Here is a 22,027-nt window from a genome sequence, read left to right as displayed (position 1 = left end):
GCCGACATGGAGGCCGAGGGCTATCGCCGCCACTGCTTTGAATCCGTCGCCGCCGCCTACGACATCGTCCTCATCACCGGCGAAGAACCGTCGTGGCAGCTGCCGTACATCCGCGACTGCGTGGTCGTCGCCGACCCCACCGACCACGCCGCGCTGAACGCCGCCGGCCAGTCCCTGGCCGAACGCCACCGCCTTACCGGGGTGGTCACCTGGACCGAGTGGTACCTCGTCCCCGTCGCCCGACTCGCCCGCCGGCTCGGCCTGCCCACCACCACCCCGGAGGCCCTGCGCGCGTGCCGCAACAAGGCCGCCGCACGGGCCCTGTTCGCCCGCCACGGCGTCTCCTCGGCGACCTCAGTGAGCGTCCGCGACGTCCAGGAGGCGTACACGGCCGCCGGGCGGATCGGCTACCCGGTCGTCCTCAAGCCCGCCGCACACGCAGGCAGCATCGGCGTCACCCGGGCCAGTAACCCCGGCGAACTGGATACCGCGTACGCCGTCGCCGAACGTGCAGCGGGGCACGGCGCGCAGAACACCGACGTCCTGGTCGAGGAGTACCTCGACGGACCGGAGGTGAGCGTCGAGTGCGCCACCTACCAGGGACGGACCACGGTCGTCGCCGTCACCCGCAAGACCCTCGGCCTTCCCCCAGGCTTCGAGGAGACCGCGCACTGCGTGGACGCGGCCGATCCGCTCCTGGCCACCGTGGCCCCGGCCGCCGAGGCAGCTGTCGCCGCGCTGGGGATCACGGACGGGATCAGCAATGTCGAGATGCGCCTGGTCGACGGGCGCCCACGGCTGATCGAGGTCAACGCCCGCCTCGCCGGCGACCTGATCGGCCACCTCGTGCACCTCGCCACCGGCGTCGACCTCGCCCGCGCCGCCGCGGACATAGCCTGCGGACACGCCCCCGACCTGGCCCCGACACACCAGCGCGCGGCGGCCATCCGGTTCGTCTACCCCGCCTACTCCGGGCTGCTCACCGCCTGCCGACTCACCGCCCCATTCGCCGAACAGGCCCAGGGCCTGGAACAGGCCCGGTTCCAGCGGCAGGTAGGAGAGCAGGTGGTGCTGCCGCAGGACGGCGGTGATCTGTTCACCGCACGCATCGGCTACCTGATCACCACCGGTCCGTCCGCCGCCCTCGCCCAGGCGCGCCTGCAGGAGGCGTACCGCAACCTCGAAGTCCAGGTTGCCCCGGCATCGCAGCTGGATGCGGTGGGGGAGGCCGGTGCCGCGTGAGCGGACCTGCCGCGCCCGAGCTGATGCGCAGCCACCGCCTGCTGACCGGCTACTACACCGGTCTCGGCCTGGCGATGGCCGTATGGGGAGCCCGCCTGCCCGCCGTCCAACAAGCCGCCGGGCTGAGTACCGCAGGTCTTTCCCTCGTCCTGCTGGCCGCCGCGCTCGGTATGGTCGCCGGCCTCCAGACCGCCGGACGCCTCGCCCACCCGGCCCGGCTCCCCGCCCTGGTGACCGGCGGCGCGATCGGATTCGCTGCCTGCCTGGCCGCCCTCGGACCCTGCGACAGCCTCGCCACACTGCTCGCGGTGGCGCTCTTCTTCGGGGTCGCGCACGGCGTGCTCGACGTGGGCATCAACTCTGCCGCAGTCCGCTGCCAGGACGCCGTCGGACGGCCCATCATGGGCGCCTTCCACGCGAGTTACAGCATCGGCGCCCTCCTGGGCGCCGCGCTCGCCGCGGGCAGCACCCACATCTCGTACACCCTCTTGTTCGTCGCCGTCGGCATTGTGGCCGGGGCAGCAGCCTGCGCGGCGGCCCGGGCAAGCCGATGCCTGGTCACTGCCGCGCCGGAACCCGACCCGGATCCCGGCCGACCGGTCCCTCAGTCGAGCGGAGGTCTGTCCCGGGGCCGGTTGTGGCTGCTGGGCGCGCTGGCAGCCGCAATCCTGCTGGGGGAGGGGGCCGCCGCCGACTGGGCCGCCGTCCACCTGCACGGCCTCGGCGCCCCGGCCGCGGTCAGCGCAGCGGCCTTCGCCCTGTACAGCGGGGCCATGGCCACCGGACGCCTCGCCGCAGACCGGCTCACCGCCCGCTACGGCGCCCCCGCCGTCGTCCGCACCGGTGCCGCCCTGGCCGCCCTCGGGCTCGCCACCGGCCTGGCCGACTCCACCATCGCCTTCGCGCTGGCCGGGTGGACCGTCTTCGGCCTGGGCCTGTCCGTCGCGGTCCCCAGCCTGATCACCGCCGCCGGTCCCGGCGGCCCCCGCGCGGTCGCCCACGTCTCCGTCACCGGCTACGTGGGCCTGCTCGCCGGCCCCACCCTCATTGGCGCACTCGCCACCCTCACCTCCCTGACGACCGCGCTGCTGCTGCCCGCCCTCCTCGCCGCCGCCGTAGCCGTCCTGTCCCGCAAAGCTCTGGAGAACCCCGCCTCTTGACCACCCCCGCCATGTCCCCCACCGCCGCGCACGCTGTGATCATCGATTACAACGGCGTGATCGGCCGGCAACCTAGCGCACTCATGTGGAGGCGCCTCGCGACCCTCGCCGAATGGCCCCCCGACCAACTCGACTCCTTTGGGGACGCGTTCTGGGCACCTCGGGAGGCGTACAACGCCGGAGAACTGAGCGACCTCGCGTACTGGGCCGAGGTCCTCGGCCACCACCCCAGCCCGCGCTGGCTGCGCACCCTGCGCACCGCGGACACCGCGATGTGGATCCGCACCGACCCCGACGTCCTCGCCATCCTGTCCCGCGCCCGCGCAGCCGGACTGCCCATGGTGCTGCTCTCCAGCGCCCCGCACTTCCTCGCCGACGTCCTCGACGCGACCGACTGGCGGCGCGAACTGATGACCGACGCCGTGTACTCGGCACGGAAGTGTTCTTCACGTTCGGTATGTCTCATGAGACATCGGCGAAGGAGAAGCCTCCCAGCTCGGACTTCTACGACACTCGATGAGTCAGCGCAGATCGAGGAAGCGGCGCTGAGACACCGGCGCCCGGTACTACTCCCTCTGTTGGAAAGGCACGAGCTGAGCTCCTGAGGTGCCCTGGTGTACCGCTGGACGAGCTCAGCTGGACGGCCCATGAGGCGGCCCGACCGAAGCCGAGACTAGAAGACGGCACGACTGGCAGCTCTGCTGCTGCCGACACGCCGCTGCACATGACCCAGCTGACGTGCATGCGTCACGAGGGCTGGTACAGCGAGGGCGACTCCACGAACTCCTGGAGCGTCTCCATCGCGAAGGTCGCACCGCGCAGTGCCGTCTTGTTGACTCCGAACGGCGTCTTGCAGTCGAGACAGGGACCCGCTGGGGCGTCTCCTGTGGGCTGCCGTCGCTCGTTCGCCGCCCGGACGAGATTTCTGCCTCCGCACACCGGGTGAATCAAATACTCAATACACCGTTTTGTGGACAATTTTCGATGCGCCATCTTGCGACAAACTCTTCGTGACGCTTTGCTGGGAGCATGCCGCAGCGGTCCTTCTCACCCCAAGCGCTGACGTACTTGCGCTCGATGAGGGGGTTGCGGGTGGATGAGCTGGCGTGTGCAGTCGGAGTCACCGAAAGGGCTGTTCAGCACTGGGAAGCGGGGACGCATGTCCCTGCTGGCCGGGCCTTTGGGAAGCTTCTTCGGGCTCTGGAGTGCGATGCCCAGGACCTGTTCGCGGGAGAGCGGGGCAGGGAAACCCTCGCCGAGTTGCGGCGTGACGCAGGGCTGAGCGCAACCGAGGCGTGCCGGGCGATCACCCGAAGGGTTGGGGGTGCCGCGTTCCACCCCGAGCGGCGCAAGCTCAGGGAACTGGAGCGGGGGCAGGTCGTCCGGAGCCGGATGTGGGGGACGCCCGAGGGCGCCGGACGTCTTGTCCGCATTCTGGCCGAGGTGTACGGCGTGCCTGAGCGTGTGGTCATGGATGCCTGGCGCCGTACGCGTCCCGACGACGTCGTCCCTCTCCTGGCGGAACGGGCCACCCGGGAACCGGGGGCCGCTGTAGAGCAGGTGTGGGGCGCTCTCAACGGGCGGCAGCGCACCTATCTGACGTGTATCTTCCGGCAGGATCAGGAGGCCGAGGAGGACCAGCGGCGCCGCAGGTTTCTGGGCGGTACAGGGCGCAAGTCCGTCGAATGGCGGCGAATGGATCTGGCCCTTTACGCCCCGCCGGAGCTGGTCGGACGCACCCGGATACAGGGCAGACTGCGCGAGGAGGGTGTCCACGATCCCGGGGCAGGCTCCTCGGTCGCCGCCCTGGAGCGGCGGGGCCTGGTAGTGACCTACCGGGACCGCGTCCACGTCCAGGGGCTGGGTGAGGTGAGGCGAACCCGGGTGGAACTGACACGCCGTGGGCGGGCGGTGGCACGCCGAGGTCTCGGCGTCGTCCGGGAGAAAGGGCCGCCGCCTTCCCTGATGTCCCGGTGGCTGTGGTGCATCCTCGTGCGTGTCGCTCTGGCAGGAAGCGAGGGTGTGGACGGCTCGCTAGCCGGCCGGGGACCGCACTTCCTGGCGGTGGGGCGGAGCCCGGGTGGGAAGTCCCCGTCGCGGGGTTTCATCGAACTGCGGCATCCGGACGGCGCCGGGCATGGTCCGTACCGGTGGTTCGTGACCGAGTCGGGTCTTCGTCATATCCGCGATCACCACGCTGCCTACCGGGAGTTGTATCCGGACATCGACACCGGTCATATCGTCCTCTCCCACACGGTTGCATCCGACGGGTCCCAACCGGCCTAGCGTGGGCGGCTGGTGACGCCGTGGGGTTGTTGTGCCCGCCGGTGCAAAATTTTGCTTTGCGCATGATTGGACCGGTAGTTGTCTTAGAGTGTCGAAGGTGACCGAGGAGCATGACGCCGGGGGCGGCACGCGGGAACGTCTGGTGGGGCCCGGGCTGGATGCGACGCAGGCGTTCGCCGTCTGCGGGGACGCACTGACGAACACGAAGTTGGACGGCGCCGAGCGGCTGGCGCAGATCATGGAAGCACAGGGGCTGCTCATGGCCGCCGCCGGTCCCGGGCATCCTGTCCGTTTCGAGGATCTGCTGGACCGGCTCAGCGGGGAGATGGCCGGCAGTCTGGAGGGGCTGATGCCCGGCTGGGCGTCGCCACCCGGGCTCGACGCCCTGCGGTTTCTCGACAAGGACGGCTTCACCACGGAGGACGCCTTCGACTACCGGTATGAGGTGGTCCAGGTCATCCGGGCCGCCAGGAAAGTCGGCCGTCTGCGCGGCCGGGTGACGCTCTCCGACCTGCAGGGCGAGTACAAGCAGGAGACGGTGTACGCCAGCCTCAAGGGCAACTACTACCACGTGCACCGCGAGAACCTGGTCCGGCATCCGGCGGTGACCATCGAGGATCTACGCAAGCTCCGGCTGCCGCCCCCGGCGCTGGACTTCTTCGAGGACATCCCGACGTACATGACCCACCAGGGGTACTGGTTCCGCTGCCCTGCCTGCGCCTGGCCGATGAAAATCACGGTGGAGGGGCAGGGCGGCACGGCGAGGGGCAGTGTGCAGTGCCTCTACCCCTGGCACGCGGAGACCGGGGCGTCCTACATTTTCACACCGGTCCGCGGGCAGATCCCCGAACTCGACCAGGCGGTCGAGGTACGCACGCCGTCCGCGCTTCACCGGGCCCTGTACACCGGCGCCGTGCCGGGAGTTCCGCAGGCCCTTCCCGTCGCGGGCTACAAGGCGCTGGCCCGGGACGTGTGGCGGTACACCACCGTCCCCGGGCTTCCCGAGGTCCGGCTGTACGAGGTCCTGGCCGAACGTCTGGCGGACAGTGGCGTCCAGGTGAAGCTGTGGCCCGACAACGACGTCTACGACCTTCAAGTCACGCGCGGGCAGGGGCGCGGGCAGGAGGTGCTGTTCACGGTGGACTTCAAGGACTACCGCTGGTCGAACCAGCTGGTGGGCAAGCTGCGTGCAGACGGCGGGGACAAGGGCCGGGCTGGCTGGATCGTCGTGCCCGACCACCGGGCGAGCCAGATCCCGCAGCTGACGGACGAGTGCCGCCGGCATGGCATGCGCGCCGCGACCGCGACGGACTTCCTGGAGCGGGTGGTGCGCACGGTACGGGAGGGCGGGGCCGGTGAGTGACCAACTCGCGGCGGAGGAAGCCGGCATGCTGGGGGCGCTCGCCCTGGCTGGGCATTTCTTCCCCCGGACCGGGGACGACGGCAGGATCACGGCCACCTTCACGGACGCCGCGTACTTCGCCCACCGCAAGCCCCAGGCATGGCAGGGCTGGGGTGCATGCACCCCCTACGAGAAACGGGTTACCGCCCAGGTCATGCGGCTGCTGCCGTCCGACCTCGCCACCCCGGACAAGTTCAAGGCTGCCGCGCTGGCCCACCTCGGTGCCATGGATCTGGACCAGGAAGACGGCGACCTGTCCGGCGGGTCGTTCCTCATCCCGGGAAAGGATCCGTTCGAGGCCGACGGTGTCATCCCGCGCGTCGGCGGCGACCTGCTGGGATACGCGGCCGACGTCACCCAGCGGTTCTTCACCTTCGGCAAGCGTCCCCGGGCCCTGCCCTTCGCGGGGCCGGGCGTCTACCGCACGCGCACCGCTTACCTCGGCAAGGAGCACGGCACCACCAACCGCGAGATCGAGTTCACCAAGACACCGTCGTTCACCGCAGCCGCCGGACACGAGGCGCTCCCGCAGCTGGCCACCCGGCCGCACCGCGACACCCTTACGATCCCGGTAGCGGAACTGAAGGAGGTCACCAAGCTCCTCAAGGGGCGCGGTCCGCAGTTCCGCTATCTGCACAAGGTCCTCAAGAAGTTCCTCGCCGCCCTAAAGAGCCACGACGGGCCCGAACCCGTCGTCGAGCTCAAGACCGTCTCCGGGCTGCTGCAGATCATCAACGCGCCCACCGGCAGCGGCAAGACGGTCCTGGTGCGGGCCATGGCCTCCTGGGCCGCCCGGAAGAACATCAAGATCGCTCTGGGAGTGACCGACGCCAAGTCCACCCTCGCGATGGCCTGGGACATCAACGGCGACCTCGCCTACCTCCACGAGCACGGCCACCTCGACGAGCCCACCTCCTGCGTTCCCCTCATGTCGCCCTACAGCCGCCACCAGAGGGCCCTCGACTACGCCTCGTACGCGACATCCGCGCTGATCACCGACTGGACGCCGAAGGAGAGGGCCGACATCGGCCACCTCGCCTACGGCTGCGGACAGCGCCCGCTGATGGAACCGTCCAGCCTCTACCGGCCGGGAGAGGAGAACTGCCTGGGCCTGACCCGTCCCGGGGAGGAGGACACCGCCTACGCCTGCCCGTTCATCCCCGTGTGCGGGAAGTTCTCCCCCCTCTACAAGGCGGCGGACGCTGCGGTCGTCGTCACCAACCATGCCAATCTCATCTCCGGCTCCCTGCGGATCGGTGCCGTTCTGGACGGCGCCGAGTGGCGCGGACAGGCTCGCGGGACCCGCGGCCTGTCGGTGCTGGAGATGATCCTGCGTACCTGCGACCTCATCGTCATCGATGAGGTCGACGCCTTCCAGAAGAGTGCGATCAGCCGCTGCACCAGCGAGCTCAACCTCGCCTCCCGTAAACGCGACAGCGACCTGCGCGATCTGGACCGTGACGCCCGGCGGCTGCCGGCCTCCTACGAGCAGAGCCTGCTCAGCCCGGTCGCCCAGGCCCGCCTGATGTCGGAATTCCTGCTCCTGTCCCTCGGTACCCGGCTGCGGATGAATCCGCGGAACATCCGTGACAACCCGGCGGGCGGGGGCGGCAACGACGGCTGGCGGCTGGCCCGTTCACGCGACCGTGAACTCCTGCACGTCCTCTTCCCCGGCGAGATCGGTGACGAGGAGATCAGCCGGGAGATGTTCCGGCTCCTGGACACGCTCATGCCCGGCCGGTGGCGCGAGGAACGGCCGTCCGAGGTGGCGCAGACCCCCCTGCCCGGCGACGCCGACTGGGAGGCGGTACAGGAAGCCCTCACCGCACTGGCCGCACCGCGGGGCGAGGACTACCTGCAACTCGTCCAGCAGGAGCTGAACAACCTGCTGCGGGACACCATCCCCGACAGCGACCAACGAGCCGCCGCCGTCAACCTCCTGGTCACCCGCACCATGCTCAAGGAGATCGACGACGCCCTCGGCCGCACCCGGCGGACCGCCCAGGGCCTGCGGCACCTGGACCTGGGATCGGTGCGCCGCATCCTGGAAAGCATCAAGGACTCACCCGTGGTGGGCCTGTATCCGCTGGCCATGCTCGGACACACCCTGAACGGATACCAGGCCCGCGGCCTGGAGAACCGGGAGACCGAGGCGGAACTCCTGGTCCGCACCGTCGCCGGCGACCCGCACACCTTCACCGCCCAACTCGGCGGCCTCACCGCCTTGATGACGGCCGGCGTCGAGCGGCCCGTGCTGGGCCTGTCGGCCACCGCATACTTTCCGCAGGCCGTCCAGGAACACCTCCACGCCCCGGTCAAGTGGTGGATCCCCGACACCCGGCCCAAATCGATCGTCACCGAGCCGTGCCCGGTCCGCTACACCGCGGGAAGCCGCGACGGCGAAGCCATCAGCGTGGGCGGAATCCACAGCGACGCGAAACCGCAGACACTGCGCGTACTCGGCAAGAACCTCTACCAGCAGGTCCTCGCCGACCGGCTCGCGTTCCTCGAAGAGACGGAATCCACCCGCGCCCGGTGCATCCTGGCCGTCAACTCCTACCAGCAGGCTGCCTATCTGGCGTCCGGACTGGCCCAGGCCGAGGGACTGAGGCACCGGGTGTGCGTCGTGGTCCGCGGCCGCCGGCCCGAGGACTACGAGCAGCACATCCCCTCCTTCGTCCGCAAGACGGTGCGTGAGGAACTGGAACGGTTCCCCGACCACGGAGAAATCCTGATCGTCCCCCTGGCGATCATCGCGCGCGGTCTGAACATCCTCGTCGAAAGCCGTTCCGCCGTCCGGGACATCTACCTGTGCACGCGCCCGGTCCTCAGCATCGAGGACATCGAGTGGATGCACGGCAGCGTCAACGCGGCCGGCATCAACGCTCTCCCCAAGGGGGGCAGCAGCACCCCCGTCACCACACTGAGGGAGGCAGAAGCGGCGTCCCGGCAGCAGATCACCCGCATCCTGCGCTCACCGAGCCGCTTCACGAACATGGCGCACGAACTCCAGGAGGAGCTCGTCGCCGGCATGCTCATCGACCTGGTCCAGCTCGCCGGCCGGGCCCGCCGCGGCGACACCGACATGAACCTGTACATCGTCGACCACGCCCTGCACCGCACCGAGTTCAGCGCGGACCTGGCGAGCATCATCCGCCGCATCCACGGCAACTGGTCGCCGCAGCAGCGTGCGTTCATGAACGAGCTGTACGGCGAGGCCCTGTCCTCCTTCCTGTCCTACGCGGGAATCAACCCCGTCCAGACGTGACCGGCCTGCCCGGGCTCGGCGTGCCCGGGGAGAGAGCCAGAAATGAGGGAAGCGCTGCCATGGCGCCACGCACCACGTCAGGAAAGCTGACCGCCCACACTCTGGGCTACCGCTGTGCCGAGCCGATGCTCGACGGCATGAACGCCTGGGTGTGGGAGTTCCACGACGATGTCCAGGCCGAATGGGCCGCGCTGGGCCAGGTCGCCGGCCGGACGAAGAAGAACCAGCGCAGCGCCGGGGAGGAGGCCGACTACTTCCTCATCCCGTACTCGATCGTGACGACCGTGCTCAAGCAGCTCACCGGCGGGTACGTGTACATCGACCGCAAGCTGCGCTTCATGGTCACCCTTCAGAAGGTCGAGGCCGACACGCTGCAGACCGTCTTCACCTATCTGGAGGGGATCTGCCGGGGGACGCCGCTGGCCGACATCCCCTTCGCCACGCAGTCGAAGGTGGCGGACCTGGTCGCCGAGACCGAACCGCGCCATCTCGCCCTGAAGAAGTATCTGCTGCCCGAGCAGTCGCACGCAGTCGGGCAGGAGGCCCCGCCCGTGCCCAACCCGCCCAACTGGGCGTACGAGGCGGTCAGATGGCTGCTGGCGATCAAGCTGGCGGGCAAGGACTTCCTCGACTACGCGATGGAGCCCGTCCGGGAGGTGCAGCACAACGAGGACGGCACCGTCAAGCTCGACAAGAACGGCGATCCGGTCGAGCGCACCAAGCGATGGCGGCGAGCGGAGAAGCCCGCCGTGGTGCGCTACCGCCCCGTGAGCACGGGCGAGGTCATCGCCTGGAACAACCCCATCGGCCCCGCTTTCGTGGGGCACGGCCACCCCATCACCCCGGAGGCCCTCGGCAAGATCGGCAAGCAGTGGCCCACGGAAGCTAACCGGTCCGAGGCGGAGTATGCGCACTCCTACCTCTCAGCCAAAATGGTCACCTACCCGTCGTTCACCGAACCGGTGTTCCTCTTCGACGCCCACATGCGGCGCATCGGCAACACGCTGATCTACTCCAAGACCGCCATGGTGGAGCAGAGCGGCGACAAGCCCATCCTCACCGTCGCCCTCGAAGGGCGTGGCGCGCTGCGCGGCACCAACCGGCACGCCCTGGAAATCCTGTCCGTGCTGGAGGCCGACCGCTCGGCCCTGGGCGCGGTCGACGAGCGCGCCCAGAGCGAGAAGGACGCGGCGGCCGCCGCATCGGCCGCCAAGAAGAAGGCGTCCTTCACCACCCCCGCGCCCGGCACGGTCCGCCCCATCGTCCCCAAGCGGGGCTCGCACGCAGTGGGAGACGGGGCCGGCACGCACCACCTGCGCATGCTCCATGAGCATGTGAACTCCGTGTTCGACGGTGCCATCGAACCGGTCGTCCTGCACTCGGACGGCAACGTCTTCGCCCAGCGCACCTTCGAGCAGCTCGACGAGGCGGCGAAGCAGGAGAAGAAGGCCCGCAAGAAGAACAAGGAACACAAGGGCGAGGTCCCGTTCGTCGACGGCTTCGGCCTGCCCTCCCCGGACAGCGTCCGCGACTGCGTGAACCGCGCCGGATACCAGGGGCTGCGCTTCGTGTGCCTCTACTACCGGCAGCAGACCCGGATCCGCATGCTCCACGGCCTGGCCCACATGTACGGCCAGGACATGGACGCATACGACCCCAAGGACACGAAGCCCTACCCGCTCGCCGAGGGCATCGAGATGGTGTTCCTCAACGCGCAGGAGTTCCTGCGGCACGGCAGCGACATCAACCGCGGCCATGAGCTGGAGCGGCTGCAGGCCGCGGCAGCGCGGGAGGGCTGGCTGCTCGCCGCATGGTGCGAGACCGAACTGCCCGGAGCCGACCCCGAAGACGCACGAACCTACAAGAACGCCTCCACCATCGCCCGGGAGCTCGCCACCGCCGACGCCAAGTACCAGACCCGGCGAGCCCTGGCCGATGCCAGGATCCCCTCCCAGTACGTGGCCGGCGCCCGCCGCAAGTACAAGCGCAAGGACCAGCGCACCCCGGGCGAGCCGGCGTACGAGATGAAGACCGTCACCATCCCGGCCATCCCGTGGGACGACCACTCCGTCTTCATGGGTCTGCTCGACCTCCACCGCTCCCTCGGAGTGGTCGACCAGCGCTTCGAGCAGGCCCTCTACAGCCCCGGCGACCCCTACCCGCTGCCGCGCATGGCGTTTTGCGGCATCCACATCCGCAAGCAGAAGTCCGACTGGGCCCTGCGCGGCCAGCCCAAGCGCATCATCACCGCCGCCTGCCTGGTCCCCCCGCTCAAACCCGGCGGCGTGTGGCGACACCTTGCATGGACCAACCTGGACCCGGAGCGACGCTGGCGGGACTACGCCGAAGCCCAGAGCCTCTTCCACTCCCTCAACTACCCCCTCCACAAGGAGGACGGCGACGACGACACCACCCGCTGGGCCCAGGCCGGCCAGGACGTCCGCGAAGCCCTGCGCAAGCTGCCCGACAAGCTCATGGGCCTGCCCTACGCCCTGATCGTCGACGGCCACGCCTGCCGCCGCGCGTGGCCCGGCCTGCACAACAACAAGCAGGGCGCGGCACAGGACCCTGCCGACGACAGGCTCTGGCTTCCCGCCCAGGACCTGGGCACCCAACCGGTCAGCATCATCCGCATGAACTGCTTCCAGGCCGAGATGCCACGCCTGGCCTACGTCACCCGGACACTGAAGGACGGCAGCGAAAAGGAGATCAAAACCTCCAGCGACCTCTACTACCCCAAGAACAACCCAGAGGGCCATCCCTGGTTCCTGTTCACCGAGCCCCGCAACTACGGCAGGAAGCGATACGGGGCACAGAAGAGCCGCTGGCGTGCCGAACCCGCCCGCGCAACGGGAGACGGCGACTTCGAGGAGAACGAGATGAACTCCCCCTGGTACGCCATGACCACGCGGGAGATCACCCCCCTCTACACCCAGCCCGGCTACGACCGGGAGGCACTCGCCGTCGCCGTGGCCCGCCTGTGCCACCAGGCACTGAGCTGGTGCGACCGCACCCGCTACCCCGCACCGCTGCACGCCGCGCTGCAAATGGACCTGGACCACCCGCAATACCGCAGGTCAGCGCCCAAGGACGATGACGAGCAGCAGCACATCATCGCCGAGGCCAGCGGAGGCAAGGACGGCGCTCTCCAGGAAACGCCCTCGCCTGACTACTCACGCTAGGTACCCGTCACCGGTCAGGCATTTCGCCGAGCCGACTCCGCCTCCTCTGCCCGAGGGGACGCCCCGGGTACCCGGGGCGTCCCCTCGGGCAGAGCGGAGCCCGCCGAGACCGCCTCTCACTAGGATGGGGCGTCCGCAGCGGGTTGTGGGGCCGGGCGGTAAGGGGCTCCCCCGTCCGTCGATCCGAAGGAAGTTGCGTCGCGTATGTCCTTGCAGGTGGTGTACGGCGAGAGCCGGAATCGGACCCTCGCTTCGTTGCTGGCGGATCAGCTGCGGGAGGTGGCCGACGAAGGAACCGTGTATCTCGGCTATCCGATGCTGGCCACGGCTGACGAGACCGTCGAGGTGGACGCCTTGATGGTCAGCCAGGCGCACGGACTGGTCGCCTTTCTGCTGGCCGACTCGATCCCCCAGAACGAAGCGGACTGGGAGGAAGCCCAGGCCCGTCAGGACCGGCTCTACGACGTGCTGGACAGCACCCTCAGCAAGCACCGCGCGCTGCGCAGCCGCAGGACGCTCGCCGTGGACATCACCACGGTGACGGTCTTTCCCGGTCCGGTTGACGCTCCGGAGACCGATACCGAGGGCGGCATCTACTGCGACCTGCAGGAAGTGGTTGCCGAGGTCGGCCAGTTGCCGGGGCTGGACGAGGCCCTCGAGCGGGCGGTGCAGGCCGCGCTGCAACGCGTGACGACCATCAAGCCGGTCAAGAAGCGTGCCTCGGTACAGGAGACCGCCTCACGGGGCGCCGTCCTGAAGATCATTGAGGCGGGGATCGCTAATCTGGACCAGTGGCAGAAGGCAGCCGCCATCGAGACACCGCAAGGACCGCAGCGCATCCGCGGACTTGCCGGGTCGGGCAAGACGGTCGTCCTGGCGCTGAAGGCCGCTTATCTCCACACGCAGCACCCTCAGTGGCGTATCGCCTTCACCTACTACTCCCGGGCGCTGCACGAGCAGATCGACAACCTCGTCACCCGGTTCACGTTCGAGTACAGCAACGACCGCCCGGACGAGGAGTACCTGCAGATCATGCACTCGTGGGGCTCCGCCTCCCGGGCCGGGCTCTACAGCGAAATGGCCCGGGCCGCGGGAACGACGGCGCGGGACTGGAACTACGCCCGGGCCACCTACGGCATGGACGACGCCTTCCAGGGAATCTGCCGCGAGCTGCTGACGATCGTCCGAGAAACCCGTCCCGACCCGATCTTCGACGTCGTCCTCATCGACGAGGCCCAGGATCTGCCCCCGGAATTCTTCCAACTCGTCTACCACTTCACCAAAGAACCCAAGCGGATCGTGTGGGGCTACGACGAGTTGCAGAAACTCTCCGAGTCCGCGATGCCCAGCACGGACGAACTCTTCGGCACCGGCCCCGAAGGCGAGAGCCTGGTCAGCCTCGTCAACCGCGACAAGGAACCGAGAAAAGACATCGTCCTGCCCGTCTGCTACCGCAACACTCCCTGGGCGCTGGCCACGGCGCACGCCCTGGGTATCGGTGTCTACCGGGAAGGCGGCCTGCTGCAGCACTTCGACGAACCGGGGCTATGGGACGACATCGGCTACGAGACGGTGCGCGGCGAACTCGCCCTGGGTGAGCCCGTCGCCCTGCGGCGCAAGCACGACAGCGCTCCCCCGTACTTCCGTGAGCGTCTTGCGGTGGACGACGCCGTCGTCATGCAGGCGTTCGACAGCCAGGAGGCACAGGACATCTGGGTCGCCCAGCAGATCCAGAAGAACCTCGACGAGGACGAACTCGAGCACGACGACATCCTGATTGTCCTGCCCGACGTCTACCGCGCCAAATCCCGTGCGCCCCGGCTGATGCGGACACTGCGCGAACACGGAATCCCCTCGCACCTGGTTGGCGTCAGCACCAGCGCGGACACGGTCTTCGTGCGGGGCTCGGTCGCGCTGGCGCACATCTTCCGCGCCAAGGGCAACGAGGCACCGATGGTCTACGTCACCGACGCCCATTACGCGGCGCAGGACTACAACGCTGTCACCCGCCGCAACACGCTGTTCACTGCGATCACCCGCAGCCGGGCCTGGGTGCGCGTCGTGGGTTACGGCAGTGCCATGAACGTGATCTCGCAGGAGATCGACACGGTCCGGGAGAAGAACTTCCAGCTGGAATTCACGATCCCCAGCCGTGCGTCCCTGGACCGGATGCGGCAGTTGAACCGCAGTCAGTCGGCCCACAGCCGGGCCTCCGTGAAGCGGGCCACCGAAGGCCTGCAGATGTTCATGGAAGCCTACGAGGCGGAAGAGATCGACCTCGGTGACATCCCCCCTGCCCTGCGCACACGCCTGGTGACCAAGCTGAGGGAAGAGCTGCCGGGTGACGACGCCTAGAGCCGTCCGCGACGACATCAACAACCTTCTCGACTACCTGCTGGCAGCAGAGATCGCCGTGTACATCAACCCGGTCTCCATCGACGGCACCCGGGTCTCGTGGCACTCGCTGAATCCGGGCGTCCCGTTCCTCACCCACCGCGGAGATCCCGGCCTGGAGGACTACCGCCGCTGGGCGGAGGCCGGCGCCTTCTCCGCCTACCTCTTCGACGGAGCGCTCCTGCAGCTCACCTACGACGTGGAAGGAGGATCGATCACCGGACACCGGCTCGCCTACATACCTGCGCCCTACCGCATGGACCCGGACCTGGTCCGCGATGAACCACTGCTGGACGTCGTCGACATCTACGTGGCCGACACTCCCACCAGCATGGTCCTGCATTCGGCCGTCCGCTTCGACTACGACCCCTCCGCCGCCGCCCCGGGACACCCCGCCTCGCACCTGACCATCAACTCAGCGCACTGCCGGATCGCCTGTGCGGCCCCCCTGCACGTGGGACGGTTCGCCGACTTCATCTTCCGGCACTTCTACGCCGATCTCTGGGCAGCCCACCAGAGCTACTTCAGCGGAGGCGCCACCCGCCACATCGGCGAACGCGTACTCACCGAAGAGGACGCCACCAGTCCACACTTGATGTGGCACTAACGCCTTCCGCCAACGGATGTCGTCCAAGCCGCTAAGAGGTCCTAACAGAAATTGTTGATTATGTGACTGTCGGCATGGTTGCTCGTTGGTCTTGTCGTGAGGAAGAGGGAATCGCGGCAGCAGAACTCGCCTGCCGTTCGAGCGGCGCCACAGGGGAACTAATTCGAGGTGCACCCGCCGCGCCTCTGCCGATTGCCGCAGAAGCGGCGTTTCCGGCGAACCGCTTCACTGGGCGATCGGCCTGACCCCTTGAAATCCCCATGATACAGAAAAGCCAGAATCAAAAACTCACGCTAGCTCTTGCCCTCCTCGTTCCAGAACAGCTTCTCGAATCGCTGATACTCGCGCTCTAGGCTCACCCTCCCTGTGTAGCCTTCAAGGGTTGTAAGGAAGAGACGCGGCCCCGCCCATGCGCCGGTCGACCACAATCGGATCAACCACGCCGGAGCCGTGCCAAGGTCTTGGGACAGCTCAACCCACGACGCCGTGTCGGCGGCATGCTCGCCGTGCGCCATCGACGACCCGCTCGTCCAGGCGTACCCCTCGATGCCGATTCGGCGCTCAAGGTTCTCGCTGAGCCAGTCAATCGAAAGGGGCGTGATCTCGGAGGCGCGCAGGCGCTTCTTCACTGGCCAGCCCCGGCTCTTGGCGTAGATCTCAATGTCGGCGATGTCCTTCGCAGGATCGCGGTTGGTCCCATGCGCGTCGTCGATGTGGCCGTCGTTGTCGATGACCTGGTCGGCGTCAGTGACGCCATCGCCGAGCATGTTTTTGAGGCGGATACCTGCCGAGAGCCGTGCGAGGCGACGCGTCAGGGCGCGTTGCAGACGCTCGTCAGTGGTGATGGTCGGGTCGATCACCGCTGTGGCCCATAGGCACGCCTCGAAGATGCCGCGCGCGACCGAGACCGCGCCCATCAACGATGCTTCCGCGCGAAGTAGGACGGCGAAACCCCGAAGCTGATCGGCGGCACTGAGGATATTGACCGCCGATTCATATCTGAGAATCGTCGCGACTGGTTCGGCGCGTACACCGAGCAGGACGTCGGGGGCCTTCATGTCCTCTCGCGCTGGGCTCTTTCGCCCCATTGTCCAAGGCTTGAGGCCCAACTGCGTGAATCCGTGAGCCATTTCATCGACCGCTGCCGCGAGCGCGTCGCGATGCTCATGCGCCTTCTGCGTGCCTCGATTCAGCTGGTCGAGGATTTCCATCGCCCACGCCTCGTCGTGCTTGCTGGCATCGCCTTCGCCTGTCACGCGGCACAGCCTGCCAGAAGGCGCCGACGGGGGAAGGACATTTTCCGTGACGGGGAGTCACGCCGGGGTGCGGTGCAGGTACTCATGCTCACATCGGTCTGAATACACGCGGACATCCCGGTCGAGAAGTCCTACGAGGCCTGCCGAGCGCCCAGCCCCCATGCCTCCCAGTCGAGCACCCGAGAGGCGACGTGAGGTTCGCCCAGTGCAGATCCGCGTGGGCTGTGGCCACGGAACTCACGGCTGGGGCCGGGATGCCCACGAACTCGGGGATGGCCCGGCTCATGTATTGCTCGCGCACGGCGACGCGGCCGGTGCTGGTGGCCGACAGCTTCTCCAGCGTCCCGGCGAGCTCCTCCCACCAGGAGTCGGGTAAGTCCAGGTCGCGCCGCAGGATCGGGTCGTCGGACAGCACCGGCTGATCGACGCGGGCCGACAGCTCCGCCCGGTAGGCGGTGCCGTCGTCGAAGGCGTCGTGCATCCCCAGGAGTGCGGGCCGGCGCCCGTCGAGGTCACCGAAGGCGTGCTGTGCCTCCAGGGCGCCTTCCCACAGCGTCCCCGACGCCTCGTCCTCCAGTGCGGACACCAGGCGGAGCCAGGCGGGCTCTCCGTCGGCGGTGCGGGCCGGGGCATCGCTGCTGACGTGCCCGGTGACCAGACCGTTCGCACAGCCGTCAGCGTGACCCCTCGGCGAACGGTGGCGGCTGTGCGCGGGGGCGGATGTCCACTCTGTGGCTATGTACGCGAGTCACGATGTCGTTTCGACACGAGACGGGGAGCCGCACACTTCATCCCGTTTCGGACCTTGACCCAGGCTCTTTTCCCGGGCAGGTAAAGCTGTTGGCTGCCCTTGACCACGATGCCCTCGATGCCGACCGTGCCCCAGGCCGGGTCCAGCCAGTCCAATGCGGTCGCCCGGTCGGTGGTGGACGGGCACAGGGTGAACGGAGCGGCGAGCACTTCGCGGGCGAAGAGGTTCTCCAGGATCGCGCGCCGTTCGAGATATGGCCGTCTCAGCAACTCGGTTCCCGCGGCCTCAAGCACGTCGAAAACGATCAAGTAGGCAGGGCGTTCAGCCGCAGCCTGGACGGCGCTGCGGCCACGGCGACGGGCGCGGTTTTGGAGTTCGCCGAAGTGCAGTCGTCCCTCGTGCGGTACGACGAGCTCTCCATCGAGCACGAGGGCCTCGACGAGGCCGGTGGCCGCCGCCGCGATATCGGGAAAGGCCGACGTGAGGTCGGCGCCCTGGCGGGACTGGACCATGACCAGACCGGGGCGCGCGAAGAGGATAGCTCGGAAGCCGTCCGGCTTCTGTTCCGCGACCCATTGCCCCGGCAGTGTCCCGTCTGGGGGCAGTTGCCGCCGTGCTGTCGCGAGCATCGGCTGGATCGGAGGAATCAGAGCCACACCGTCACATCTACGCGGCTCGAGAGTCAGCCGGTCCCCGGACACCCCATGCAGCGCACTGGACCAGTCCAACAGCGCATAGCTGAGCCAGTGGTCGCTCCTTGTCATCGAATCCAGTCGATGCTGGTCAGGAAGCCGCGTGCGCATCCGGCGCCACGAGAACGCTTTGACGGCGAAGTTAGTCGTTGTTGGTCAGTGGCGTCCGGCCGACTGACTTCGCTTTCAACGGGCAGTTCTGTCCTTTGCCATCCAATCGAGTCGTTTGACAGCGAATCCCGTCGTGCGAGGTGAGCACGCGCCTGCGTGCAGGGGCGTTACCTGCGACGCCGGATCATTTAGGACGCGGACTGCCGAAAATCTGAGGCGATATGGTCCGGGATCGTCGGGTTGCGGACGAAGGGAGTGATCGCCGCAGCGGTGAGCGGGGAGGACAAGTACGCTCCGAAGGTGTGGAAGTCGATACGGCCAATCGGGGTGTCGGCGTGCTGGTCAACGGGGAATCGGTCGCCGAGTCGATGAGGAATCGCCACCAGGTCACCTGTGTCGGCGAGGTTCACCCAGTAGCGGACCCCGGCAGGCCGGGCACCCCGATCGGCGATTGGCGCGGGCACCAGGTGATCGAAAATCCCGCCCGGCAGGCCAAGGGGGGAGCCCAAGGTCACGAAGCAGTCCACGGTCAGTTCCGGGTGAGCATGGAGAGCCTCGTACGCGACGACGGAGCCGAGGGAGTGCGCCAGCACCACGCGGGGGCGCACCCGTCGGATCGACTCGGCCACGGTGGATCGGGCGGCAGCCCGTACCTGGGGAACGTGGAGGTAGCGGCGGACCTCGCCCGCCAGCTGGACGGCGAGCCGAATGACTGTCCCGATGGGGATGTTGCGGCGTCGGGAAACCCAGGACAGGACCTGCCGCAGTGGTGCAGTAATCAGTCCCTGCCGTTCTTGGAGGGTGGGTGAACCTAGGGCCAGCGCCCAGGCGATGACGACGGACTGTTCTCGTTCGTCAATGGCAAGTACATCCGGCACGGCAGCCTGCCGCTCCGCGGCCTGGGTGTGGTGAGCGTAGTACGCGACGTGCAGGTCAGGGAGTCGGTGGTCGCCCAGTCCAGCGGCCGTGAACCCATGCTGAAGCTTGAGCTGCCACTGTCCTGCTAGTTTGGTGGCCGCCTGTTCCGGCGAGCGGCCCCTCAGGTGGTTGCCGATGCCGTGTACTGCGACGATCGTCACTGCTCTGGTCCTTCCTCCAGGTGACAATGAACGGAGTACGCCGGGAATCGCCACGGGCCGCCGGTGGTCACGCCTTCGACCTTGCTGATCTCGTACCAGTGTGCCTCCAGCCGCACTACCTCAAATCCGCCGGGCGTCAGTACGTCGACGAGAGCATCGTGGAGTTCGACCGTCGTCGCAGTGACGGGGCGGGCGTAGACCAGGCCGAAGGAAGGCGGCAGTCCTCCCTCCCATTCGTCGACGGTGTACAACTCCCATCCGTCTGCGTGGGCATCGCCGCATAGCAGTTCGCCCGGCAACCAAGCTAGGACGTGGGTGACGTGCACGGTCGGCCTCGTCGGGCGGAGTGCCGACGCCGCTGCGGAGCAGGCCCAGCCGAGGGCCGTGACATGGCCGGCCTTGCTGCCTACCAGCACGCCGCTCTCGTAGGGGGCGAGCGTGTGCATTCGATCCGGCACTGGGGCCGGATATCCCAGTGGATCGCCGGATTCGGCATCCCATGCCTGGACCTCCGCCTCGTTGACAGCGGCCACGAGTACCGGCCTGCCGTTCACTTGGCTGACAGTCATCACCTGCGGGCCGGCCACGGAGACAGAGCCCACGAGCGAGGCCGTCACAAGGTCCCAGATCCGCACCTGGTCATCGTCCGACGAGTGCTCGGCAGCAAACAGGCGTCCTCCTTGCATCGCGATCGCTCCGATCCGGTCCAGTGTGATCGATTGCCGCAGCGAGCCGTCAGCCAGGGACCAGAGACAGACCCTGCGTTCGTTGTGGACGCTGATCAGGAGAGACTCGCCGCCGACGTCGCCCGCGACCAGCTCCGTGACCGGTCCGTCCACGCCGGTGAGGACGTGGGAAGGCGACTCCTTGCTCGTGTCCCACACGTGGATATCACCGTCGGCACCGCCGACCACGGCCCACACCGAATCGCCGTGCGGCACAGCGGCCAACGCGGTGGCCGGAGCGGGGAGGCGGACCGTCGATTCCAGGGCATCCTCACGGACATTCCAGGTGTCGAGCTCATTCTCCGTGGTCACTGTGACGACGTAGGACGCATCGCCGGCCGTCACGGTGGCGGCATGGCCAAGCCCGCCCAGGTCGGTCAGTTCATGATCCTCGGCGCCGGTGCTCAGGTCCCAAGCCTTGATCTCGCCAGACGCGAGTTCGGCGCTGAGGGCAAGCTCCGAGCCGCCGAGCCGGATGGTGCCGAGGATTGTGGCAGGGTGCCAGTGGTTTTGGCCGTGACCGAACTGCGGGCAAACGTCGAGGTCCCACACCCGCATGTTGCCGTCGCGATGGGCGGTCAGCGCGAGCTGAAAGCGGTCGACATGACGGATGTCTGCGAGGGTCAGCCCGCGGTCTTTGGCCCCCGTGACGACGTGGACAGTCTCACCGTTCCCCCTTACGGCATACATGCTGGGGTGGTAGGCGATGAGGGAGAACAGCGGGGTGCGCGCGTTGGTGGGCTGGATCCGCACCTCCCGGAACGGTCCCTCCGACGAGATGGTGACGGGCCGCTCGCCCAGATTCCGCAGCACCCTCGGCCCATGTCCCTGAGACTCGGCGGAAACGCAGTGGAAGGCGAGGGAGCCGTCTGCGGACTCCACGCCGAGCAACGAACCGATGGCGGCGCCCCCGGCTTCGACGGTGTCGAGGATCCTGCCGAACGACTCGCCTAGCAGGCCGACCAGGCTGATCTCGCCACTGACCCGACCGACTGCAAGAGCCGTTTCGTCGCCGGTGCCGACGACCGCCAGCGCTGAGACCCTCGCGCCGTCGAGGGGTGTGTCGGCGACGAGCGCACCCGTGGAGAGATCGTACAGCAGGAGAGCGTTCTGGTCAGTCACCGAGGCGATGACTGCCCGCTCATCCAGATCCGCGATCGCCATTTGGGTGATGGCGCCCTTGTCTATCCTCGGAGCCGAGAAGTACTGGACCGCGCTGTCAGGGCTCGGTGTGATGTCCCATGCCTGGAGGGAGCCATCAGTGCCGCCGAACACGGCGAGGAGCCGTCGATCGACGGCTCCCAGGGCGAGGGCTGACACGGTGGCGCCTAACTCGTCCTCGCTGATGACGTACAGCAGGGACTCCTCGGGCAAGCCCGTGCTCAAGTGCGTGCGGAGCGGGGCCCGTTCGTCGTGGAGGCGGCGTGCGAGCCCGGCCGCCTGGTAGGTCACGAGGCTCTGCTGAAGCCTGGCACGTCGCGTCTCCAGCGGTATGCGCTGCCCGAAGAGGCTGCCGAGGTCGAAGCGGCCGAATGCCTTCCGGTACGCGACTCCGGCCCGCCGCGCCGTGGGGGTCTTCGTCCTGTGGACGGCTTCCCAGATGCCGGCGTGGTCGGCGCGGACTAGGTACTCCGGGTCTAGGAACAGCTGGTCGACCGCGGATCCGCCCGGTACAGCGACGGCATGCTCCATGAGATGTCGCAGCAGATACGGTGCGGCGAGGTCCCACCGAGGCCCTTCAGCGGCCCGCCTTCCGGGGACGGCCGACAATAGCTCGTGAAAGAGCGTGTCGGCGAGCCCGTCGAGTTCAGCCCCGGCGTCACGGAAGTGCTCGGTGATCGTCTCGTGGAAGAACCGGTAGAGCTGACGTCC

At 68.1% G+C, this 22,027-nt stretch carries 14 protein-coding genes; 9 read left to right on the top strand and 5 right to left on the bottom strand.

Features of this window, described 5'->3' with window-relative positions; genetic code table 11:
- Window positions 1-6: 6 nt before the first annotated feature.
- Genes ACFPQ9_RS34040 through ACFPQ9_RS34030 form a run of 3 tightly spaced genes read left to right on the top strand, consistent with a single transcriptional unit; the run spans window position 7 to window position 3,007 of the window.
- Window positions 7-1,242 (top strand): ATP-grasp domain-containing protein, encoded by a 1,236-nt coding sequence (locus tag ACFPQ9_RS34040; protein WP_380862244.1) that lies wholly within the window; start codon window positions 7-9, stop codon window positions 1,240-1,242.
- Window positions 1,243-1,265: 23 nt separating this feature from the next.
- Window positions 1,266-2,402: an MFS transporter gene (locus tag ACFPQ9_RS34035; protein ID WP_380862242.1), complete on the top strand. Its 1,137-nt coding sequence runs from the start codon at window positions 1,266-1,268 to the stop codon at window positions 2,400-2,402.
- Between the two features lie 11 nt (window positions 2,403-2,413).
- On the top strand, window positions 2,414-3,007 hold the full coding sequence (locus ACFPQ9_RS34030) for an HAD family hydrolase (RefSeq protein WP_380862240.1): 594 nt from the start codon (window positions 2,414-2,416) through the stop codon (window positions 3,005-3,007).
- A gap of 142 nt (window positions 3,008-3,149) precedes the next feature.
- Here ACFPQ9_RS34030 and ACFPQ9_RS34025 read toward each other — a convergent pair whose 3' ends face one another.
- The gene (locus ACFPQ9_RS34025; protein WP_380862100.1) at window positions 3,150-3,341 is read right to left on the bottom strand and encodes a hypothetical protein; all 192 of its coding nucleotides are present in this window, start codon (window positions 3,339-3,341) and stop codon (window positions 3,150-3,152) included.
- A gap of 321 nt (window positions 3,342-3,662) precedes the next feature.
- On the opposite strand from ACFPQ9_RS34025, the gene ACFPQ9_RS34020 reads away from it, so the two are divergent.
- From ACFPQ9_RS34020 to ACFPQ9_RS33995, 6 genes are all read left to right on the top strand, one after another.
- The gene (locus tag ACFPQ9_RS34020; RefSeq protein ID WP_380862098.1) at window positions 3,663-4,688 is read left to right on the top strand and encodes an XRE family transcriptional regulator; all 1,026 of its coding nucleotides are present in this window, start codon (window positions 3,663-3,665) and stop codon (window positions 4,686-4,688) included.
- 97 nt (window positions 4,689-4,785) lie between these two features.
- Complete coding sequence (locus ACFPQ9_RS34015) at window positions 4,786-6,051, top strand: restriction endonuclease-related protein (protein ID WP_380862096.1); 1,266 nt, start codon at window positions 4,786-4,788, stop codon at window positions 6,049-6,051.
- Window positions 6,044-9,358: a hypothetical protein gene (locus ACFPQ9_RS34010; RefSeq protein ID WP_380862095.1), complete on the top strand. Its 3,315-nt coding sequence runs from the start codon at window positions 6,044-6,046 to the stop codon at window positions 9,356-9,358. Before ACFPQ9_RS34015 ends, ACFPQ9_RS34010 begins: the two co-directional genes overlap by 8 nt.
- 59 nt (window positions 9,359-9,417) lie before the next feature.
- The gene (locus tag ACFPQ9_RS34005) at window positions 9,418-12,540 is read left to right on the top strand and encodes an RNaseH domain-containing protein (protein ID WP_380862093.1); all 3,123 of its coding nucleotides are present in this window, start codon (window positions 9,418-9,420) and stop codon (window positions 12,538-12,540) included.
- Window positions 12,541-12,744: 204 nt separating this feature from the next.
- Window positions 12,745-14,895 (top strand): DEAD/DEAH box helicase, encoded by a 2,151-nt coding sequence (locus ACFPQ9_RS34000; protein WP_380862091.1) that lies wholly within the window; start codon window positions 12,745-12,747, stop codon window positions 14,893-14,895.
- The gene (locus ACFPQ9_RS33995) at window positions 14,882-15,541 is read left to right on the top strand and encodes a DUF2290 domain-containing protein (protein ID WP_380862089.1); all 660 of its coding nucleotides are present in this window, start codon (window positions 14,882-14,884) and stop codon (window positions 15,539-15,541) included. Before ACFPQ9_RS34000 ends, ACFPQ9_RS33995 begins: the two co-directional genes overlap by 14 nt.
- A 293-nt stretch (window positions 15,542-15,834) precedes the next feature.
- Here the strand turns inward: ACFPQ9_RS33995 and ACFPQ9_RS33990 are convergent, their stop codons facing one another.
- From ACFPQ9_RS33990 to ACFPQ9_RS33975, 4 genes are all read right to left on the bottom strand, one after another.
- Window positions 15,835-16,797 (bottom strand): hypothetical protein, encoded by a 963-nt coding sequence (locus tag ACFPQ9_RS33990; protein WP_380862087.1) that lies wholly within the window; start codon window positions 16,795-16,797, stop codon window positions 15,835-15,837.
- A gap of 88 nt (window positions 16,798-16,885) precedes the next feature.
- Window positions 16,886-17,383, bottom strand: a complete 498-nt coding sequence (locus ACFPQ9_RS33985; protein ID WP_380862085.1) for a hypothetical protein — start codon at window positions 17,381-17,383, stop codon at window positions 16,886-16,888.
- 149 nt (window positions 17,384-17,532) lie between these two features.
- Window positions 17,533-18,177 (bottom strand): ATP-dependent DNA ligase, encoded by a 645-nt coding sequence (locus ACFPQ9_RS33980; protein ID WP_380862083.1) that lies wholly within the window; start codon window positions 18,175-18,177, stop codon window positions 17,533-17,535.
- Window positions 18,178-18,539: 362 nt separating this feature from the next.
- The gene (locus tag ACFPQ9_RS33975; protein ID WP_380862081.1) at window positions 18,540-19,430 is read right to left on the bottom strand and encodes a serine peptidase; all 891 of its coding nucleotides are present in this window, start codon (window positions 19,428-19,430) and stop codon (window positions 18,540-18,542) included.
- Window positions 19,431-22,027: the final 2,597 nt, after the last annotated feature.

This window comes from Streptomyces coerulescens (assembly GCF_042657965.1).
Lineage (GTDB): Bacteria > Actinomycetota > Actinomycetes > Streptomycetales > Streptomycetaceae > Streptomyces > Streptomyces coerulescens.
Note: the sequence above shows the minus strand (reverse complement) of the source record. Positions and strands in the feature narration are given on the sequence as shown.